We start from the raw sequence: 6927 nt of genomic DNA on the forward strand, positions 1-6927 counted from the left end.
AAAAAGATGTTCAAAAGCCTTTCCTTGAGAAAGGCTTTTTTATTGGAAAGTGCAAGAATCGGGTCGTCATGGGGCCTTGGCTACTTTAAAGTAAGATTGAGTACTAAGGAGGTGACAGATGCAAATGCTTTCTTCTCGGCAATTTGCTGCGATTGCCACAATTATTGAATATTTATATGAACATCTAGACCAGCAACCAAGCTTAGAAGATGTCGCTACATATATGAATTTAAGCCCGAGTTATATCCAGCGGCAGTTCCAAGAATGGGTAGGCATTAGCCCTAAGAAGTTTGTGCAATATATGAGTTTGCAGCAAGCAAAATATTATTTAATGCAGCAACGTAGCTTATTAGATACTGCTTTAAATACTGGACTGTCGGGTACGGGTCGTTTACATGATTTATTTATTCAGCTTGAAGGGATGACCCCTGGTGAATACAAGCAGCAAGGTGATGGCGTTGAACTGAATTATTCAGTTGAAACGAGTCCATTTGGTGACTTATTGGTAGTAAGTAGTGATAAAGGGATTTGTTCTGTTCGCTTTGTTGATCACAGTGAGAACATACAAGAAATCGTTAAACAGTATTTTCCGAAAGCTCAGTTAAAAAATCACTCTCCGATGTGGCATCAACAGATTGCACAGTGGTTTAGACAAGACTTCTCAGAACATTTACAGCAGAAATTACCGCTTAATCTTGCAGGAACACCATTTCAGCTACAAGTATGGGAGGCACTGCTTACTATTCCCGAAGGACAGTTACGAACCTATCAAGATATTGCTGAGCAAATTGGAAAACCTAAAGCAGTCAGAGCAGTGGCTACAGCAATTGGCCAAAATCCGATTGCGTATTTAATTCCATGTCATCGGGTCATTCGCGCAACAGGAATGGTCGGTGAGTACCATTGGCAAAAAGGGCGTAAACTGGCATTGTTAGCTTGGGAAATGGCTAAGCAGCAAGGGGAGATTGCATGACACTAGATTTATTTTCTCCAGAACCTTGTTCAAATTTATTGCCTTATGATGGTGAGGTTCAGGATTATGGATGTATTTTAACTGTCGAAGAAGCTGAACAATATTTTCATTATTTGTACCACCATTTGGCGTGGCGACATGATGAAGCGAAGCTATATGGCAAGCACTTTATAACACCTCGTAAAGTTGCTTGGTATGGAGATGAGCATTATCGATATAAATATTCTGGTGTCTTTCGTGATTCTTTACCGTGGGACAAAGCACTTGCTCAGCTAAAACAGCAAGTAGAGCAGATCCTCTCAGAAAAATTTAATTCTTGCTTGGCAAACCTGTATGAAGATGGAACACAAGGAATGGCTTGGCATAGTGATTCGGATGTGTCTTTAGCCAGAACCACTACAATTGCCTCTTTAAGTTTTGGAGCAACGCGGAAATTCTCTTTTAGGCATATTCAAACCAAAGAAAAAGTTGAGATGTGGCTACAACCGGGTCAACTTATTGTGATGCGTGGTGAGACTCAACAATATTGGCAACACCATTTAAATCGTTCAACCAAGATTTTACAACCACGCATTAATCTGACTTTTCGTCAGTTCAAATTTTCATAAGTTTTTTCTAAAAATTGGGCAAGAAAAAAGCCCATGATGGCAACATGAGCTTATTCCTCTGAGGGAGAGCCTACTATTGATGAGCTGCTGATGAAAAGAACCATCAATAGGTGCTAAAATCATAATATGAGAATATTTGGATATTTTCAATGCTTCAAAGTGTAAGAAAACTTTAAATTATCAAAAATATTATTTTAGATCTCGCCCTTTTCTGAAAGTTCCATAAAACGCTGCTCAATCAATGCCGCGTTTTCTTGCAAAATTTCAATCAACTTTTCAATATTTAAAAAATCGAAGCGGTTCTTTGATGCGACTAACGTTAAAGCCAAAGGAACTTCTTTACTCGAAAAACGAACGGGTACAGCAAGCCCGGAAACATTCGGGTCAATCTCACCTTGCGAGAAATAGAAGCCTTGTTTTTTTATTTTACGCATACGTTGAATAAAGCTAGGTTCGTCTACAGCAAAACCTGATTCAGACAGCTCATGTTGAAAACGTTCATAGTAGTCATGCATGCGTTGTTTGCTTAAATGTGAAACCATCGTTTTTGGTGAGGCCCCAACATAAATCGGGCGTGGGCAGCCTCGACCATATGAAAGTAATTCAGTATCTTTAAAAATCTCATGATGAATATCAATGCAGTAGTCATCATTTAAATAGGTGAGTAAACAGCAAAGTTCAGTACGCTCTACAATATTTCGCATAAATGGCGTGCTGATTTGGACCAATGGGTCGGTTGTTCTAGATACATAGTCAAGAACTGCTATTTTTGAGCCTAAAGTGTAATCGCCAGAAGTACCATTAATACGTTTTAATAAGTCGGCTGATACGAGTTCTTTCAGATAACGGTAGCTGGTCGGTTTAGACAAGCCAAGTTCTTCGCAAATAATATCGACATTAATCACTGGTCGTGAAACGGAAAATAAATCCAGTACGGTTAAAATTTTGCCAAAACTTGAAATTGCCATGATGTCTTATTCGTATCCTTAATAAACGGGTCACACTTGAGTTCTTATAACAGAAAAATTGAAGCTTTGTCTCAATTCTAAGATAACTACCTGATTTAAATATTTTACGCTCAGAATCAGAAAAGTTCTCTTGATTCACACATCATATATGATTAACTAAAAACATATCAAATTATCAAATAAAGATATTTTAGTTGACTAAATCACTTTAATTTGAAAAAATTGTGCAACAAAATATCTAATCGAGAAAGTGGTTTATTCTACCGGCTTTCTCGATGTCTCTTCTTTCCTAAGCTTGGTCGTATAAATAGCGGTCAAACTGAAATCATCTCGGTACATCATGCAGAGATGTAGGAAAAATCATTGTATTGAAGGATGCTCTCATTAACTCATTTGTCTTATAGGCAAATGACAAAGTCGTATTGTCTTTTTTTAAAAGCAAACGGACACTGATGAGCATGCTCATCAGTTCAAATCTATATTTGAGATGAGTTCATGTTATTAAAGCAAATACTGGCTTTCCGCCCGAGTAAGCTTGATCTAATTTTTGCAATAAAGACATTTATTGCCGGTATGTTGGCATTATTTGTTTCGTTCGAATTAGACCTGATTAATCCAATGTGGTCGATCGGTACCGTCCTGATTATCGCCAATCCTTATTCGGGTATGGTGTCGTCTAAGTGTGTTTATCGTTTATTGGGAACGGTAGGCGGGGCCATTATTGCCTTAACCATTACTCCGCATTTGATTAATACGCCGTGGATCTTTACGGTTGTGTTATCACTATGGGTGGGCTTTGCGCTTTATGTGTCTTTATTAGATCGGACTCCTCGCAGTTATGCATTTATGTTGGCTGGTTATTCAACCGCAATGATTGTGTATAACGCGATTACTTATATTGATCAGTACAATATTTTTGATATTGCTTTGGCTCGTGTACTTGAGATTTCAATTGGTGTGATTTCGAGTGCGGTTGTGTCTGCGACTATTTTGCCCATGCATATTGGTTCGGCAATCAAACAGCGTGTAACGAAAACCCTCAAAGATACAGAAAACCTGTTTGCTAATTTGTTAAATGCAGATCAACAGCAAAACAATACACAGCTTTTAGCTGCTATTACTCGTGATACGACCGATATTCATGCTCTGGCAGTTCACTTGAGCTATGAAAAAGGTGAGTTGCATGGGATGACCAAACCTTTGCAAGAAATGCTCCATCAAATGTCGATGGTGGTCGCGAACTTGGTTGCTTTATCTGAACGAATTAAACAACTGCAAGAACTCAATTTTATTGAAAGTCATTCAGATAAATTAAAGCAGCTTTCAGGGCATGTGATTCATTTTCTTGAACAAAAAGATCAGATGACTGATGAAAATATTCTGCAGTTACCTGACGAGTTTGAAAATGATTTCTTGAACTTAAATGATTCGGCTTCTGAACATCAGCAAGTGTTATTGGCTGCCATGAAAATGGATGTGCGTCATTTCATTAGTAATGTTTTAGCTGTAAAAGTTTTATGGCAACGCATCAAGCAAGGTAATAAAGAGATTCCAGATAACATTACCCCAATGACTACGACCTATCCAAGTTTACATCGAGATCATGGTGTGGCAGTCAGAGGGGGTATTAGTGCAGTGCTGATTACATTTATTGTGACTGGTGTGTGGATTCTTTCTGGCTGGAAAGCTGGATTTATGATGGCACAGATCGGTGCAGTCACTGCCTGTATCTTAACAGCCCTAGATAACCCTGTTCCTGTCTTACGTATTTTTATATGGGGCAGTGTGGCATCGGCGGTTTTAGTTTTTATTTACGCGTTTGGTATTTTTCCTCATGTCACAACGTTTTGGGAACTTGGACTCGTTTTATTACCAATGTTCTTGTTTGCGGTTTCCATGATGGCGAATCAGGCACTCATGCCGGTCGGGATGGTGCTAGGTATTAATACCATGATGGGGCTGAACTTGCACAATGCTTACAGCATGGACGCAGTGTCTTATTTAGATAGCTCATTTGGTATGGTCATGGGCGTATTGGTGTCATTAGTCGTTATTGATGTTGTGCGTGCCATGTCACCCGATACCAGTGCAAACCGTATTTTGGCTTTACATTACCGTGCGATGCGCCAAGCCATATACATTCCTTATGGTATTGAATTTAAAGTTCACTTACGGGGGATGTTAGACCGTGTTGGTGTCTTAAATACTAAAATGGTTCAGTCAGAAGAGATTAAAAAATCTATTCAACAGGCTTTGGTTGAATCAAGTGCGATCATTGATTTAAGCCGACTACAAGAGCTCGCAAATCAAGTTCCGATATCTTCGGAATTAGCCCATCACATTGGCCGTTTGCAACAAGATTTAGATGAGCTATTTAGAGCTAAAGAAAATGAAAAAGGTGAAAGTGATGTATTGGTACAGCACATTCACCAAACCTTATTTGAACTTAAACAACTTGCTTCAAATATTGAAGATATGACTCTGCGTCAAAGATTATTTATTTCACTAAATAATATTGCTTATAGCATGTGTCATGTTTCATCAAACCAAATGAATGCAGATCGTACGCTTACAGGAGCCACAGCGCATGGGTGAGTTTAATGTCTACGGTATTTACGTGCCTGCTTTGCTCGTCCAAGCCATTTTTGCATATATATGTTTTCGCTGGTTAAGTCCCTTAACCAACAAATGGATTGCACAAGGCTGGATTGCATTACCCAGTATTTTCAATTTGTGTTTTTACCTTTTACTACTTTTGGTGATACACCAAATTTTTGTTGGGTTAGGTGCTTAAAGATGATTGCCAGATTAAAGATTGAGTTAGGTGAGTAAAATGAATCAATTGGAGTTGAAAAAAGTCATCCGTCCAGTGATTTTGATTGTCGCATTAATGATTGCTGTCTATACCATTGTGCATTTATGGAACTACTATAATGCAGCACCGTGGACACGTGATGGTCGAGTTCGTGGTGACGTTATTCAGGTCTCTTCAGATGTAGCAGGCCTTGTAACGGAAGTATTGGTTCAAGATAACCAGACTGTAAAAAAAGGTCAGGTGCTTTTTAAAATTGATGTCTCTCGCCGAGCTTTAGATGTAGAGCAAGCAAAATCTGATTTGGCAAAAGCAAAAGCGGCCTATGCTCAAGCACAAGCAGGTCTAGCCCAAGCCAAAGCAAACTTGATTAAGTCGAGTACTAACATTAAGTTAGCCGAGAAAAACGCAAACCGTTATTCAAACTTAATGGATGGTGCGATTTCTAAGCAAGAACAAGATCAGGTCTTTGCAACTCGCGATCAATCACACGCGGAACATGAGCAACTCCAAGCTGCTATTCAACAAGCTGAAGCCACTATTAAACAGCAACAGGCATTGGTTGAAGCAGCAACAAGTAATTTACATTTAGCAGAACTCAATATGCACCGTGCGGCTGTTGTTGCACCGGCAGATGGAACATTATCTAACTTTGATTTGCGTCCGGGTAATTATGTTCAAGTTGGACAAGCGGTTGCAGCATTGCTAGATCGTAAGCAGCTTTATGTTGTGGGATATTTTGAAGAAACAAAATTAGACCGTATTCATATTGGCGATGAAGCAACTGTGCAATTAATGGGTGATAGACAGAAAATTAAAGGCCATGTGCAGGGTATTGCATCGGGTATTGAAGACCGTGAGCGTTCAAGTAGTTCGAAACTGCTTGCAAATGTAAACCCGACATTTAGCTGGGTTCGTTTAGCGCAGCGTGTACCTGTAAAAATTGTGTTAGACGAAGCACCAAAAAATGAGTTGGCTTTTGTATCTGGCCGTACTGCTACAGTACATATTATTGAAAAATAAAAAGCTTAAGTTTTTAAACTCAATAAAAAAGCATGTTTGAAACATGCTTTTTTATTTTATGGCGTTAAACCAACAGGATTGCGATACCAGCTCTGAATTAGCAAAGCCGCGGCAAAACTATCGGCTGACAACTTCTTGGCACGGCCTTGTTCTTGATAAAAACCAAGTTCTTCTCTTGCCTCACGAGTGGTGAGTCGTTCATCGACCATCCACGTTTCAATATTGGTTTGATGGCGTAGGCGACGTGCAAACTTACGTGCCCGTGTTGAAAGTTCTGACTCGCTATCATCCATATTCAATGGAAGACCAACAATAAATAAATCAGGCTGCCACTCTTTCACAATTTTTAAAAGTTGGTCCCAGTTGGGAATACCATCTTTCATCACAAAAAGTGGTAATGGGTTAGCACTTTCAATTGCAGACTGACCAATCGCCATTCCCATCTTTTGAGTGCCAAAGTCAAAAGCCATAATTGATTTTGATTGCGTTGCGGTCATTAGGCGTGCCCGATTTCAGAAGCCAGCCATGTACGATCTACACCAA

The 6927-nt window shown here is 39.3% G+C and carries 7 protein-coding genes; 5 read left to right on the plus strand and 2 right to left on the minus strand.

The genetic code is table 11. From position 1 onward, the window contains the following. The first annotated feature begins 118 nt into the window (after positions 1–118). Positions 119–973, plus strand: coding sequence for a methylated-DNA--[protein]-cysteine S-methyltransferase (locus C1642_RS12005; protein WP_001178156.1), 855 nt, complete (start codon positions 119–121; stop codon positions 971–973). Continuing rightward, positions 970–1581 carry an alpha-ketoglutarate-dependent dioxygenase AlkB family protein gene (locus C1642_RS12010; RefSeq protein WP_049081961.1) on the plus strand — a complete coding sequence of 204 codons (612 nt, stop codon included), beginning with the start codon at positions 970–972 and terminating at the stop codon, positions 1579–1581. The genes C1642_RS12005 and C1642_RS12010 overlap by 4 nt, the downstream gene beginning before the upstream one ends. Before the next feature lie 194 nt (positions 1582–1775). Here the strand turns inward: C1642_RS12010 and C1642_RS12015 are convergent, their stop codons facing one another. Further along, positions 1776–2549: an IclR family transcriptional regulator gene (locus C1642_RS12015; RefSeq protein WP_001018361.1), complete on the minus strand. Its 774-nt coding sequence runs from the start codon at positions 2547–2549 to the stop codon at positions 1776–1778. 495 nt (positions 2550–3044) lie between these two features. Between C1642_RS12015 and C1642_RS12020 the strand changes: the two genes are divergently transcribed. From C1642_RS12020 to C1642_RS12030, 3 genes are read left to right on the plus strand one after another with little or no spacing between them, the layout of a single operon-like run. Next, positions 3045–5144 (plus strand): FUSC family protein, encoded by a 2100-nt coding sequence (locus C1642_RS12020; RefSeq protein WP_000925020.1) that lies wholly within the window; start codon positions 3045–3047, stop codon positions 5142–5144. After that, the gene (locus C1642_RS12025) at positions 5137–5343 is read left to right on the plus strand and encodes a DUF1656 domain-containing protein (protein WP_000503613.1); all 207 of its coding nucleotides are present in this window, start codon (positions 5137–5139) and stop codon (positions 5341–5343) included. Before C1642_RS12020 ends, C1642_RS12025 begins: the two co-directional genes overlap by 8 nt. Before the next feature lie 39 nt (positions 5344–5382). Beyond that, complete coding sequence (locus tag C1642_RS12030) at positions 5383–6384, plus strand: HlyD family secretion protein (RefSeq protein ID WP_001072475.1); 1002 nt, start codon at positions 5383–5385, stop codon at positions 6382–6384. A 56-nt stretch (positions 6385–6440) separates the two neighbouring features. On the opposite strand, the gene ruvX is transcribed toward C1642_RS12030, so the two are convergent. Then, complete coding sequence (gene ruvX / locus C1642_RS12035; RefSeq protein WP_000127528.1) at positions 6441–6881, minus strand: Holliday junction resolvase RuvX; 441 nt, start codon at positions 6879–6881, stop codon at positions 6441–6443. Positions 6882–6927 lie beyond the last annotated feature (46 nt).

It is taken from the genome of Acinetobacter sp. AKBS16 (genome assembly GCF_002899995.1).
Lineage (GTDB): Bacteria > Pseudomonadota > Gammaproteobacteria > Pseudomonadales > Moraxellaceae > Acinetobacter > Acinetobacter baumannii.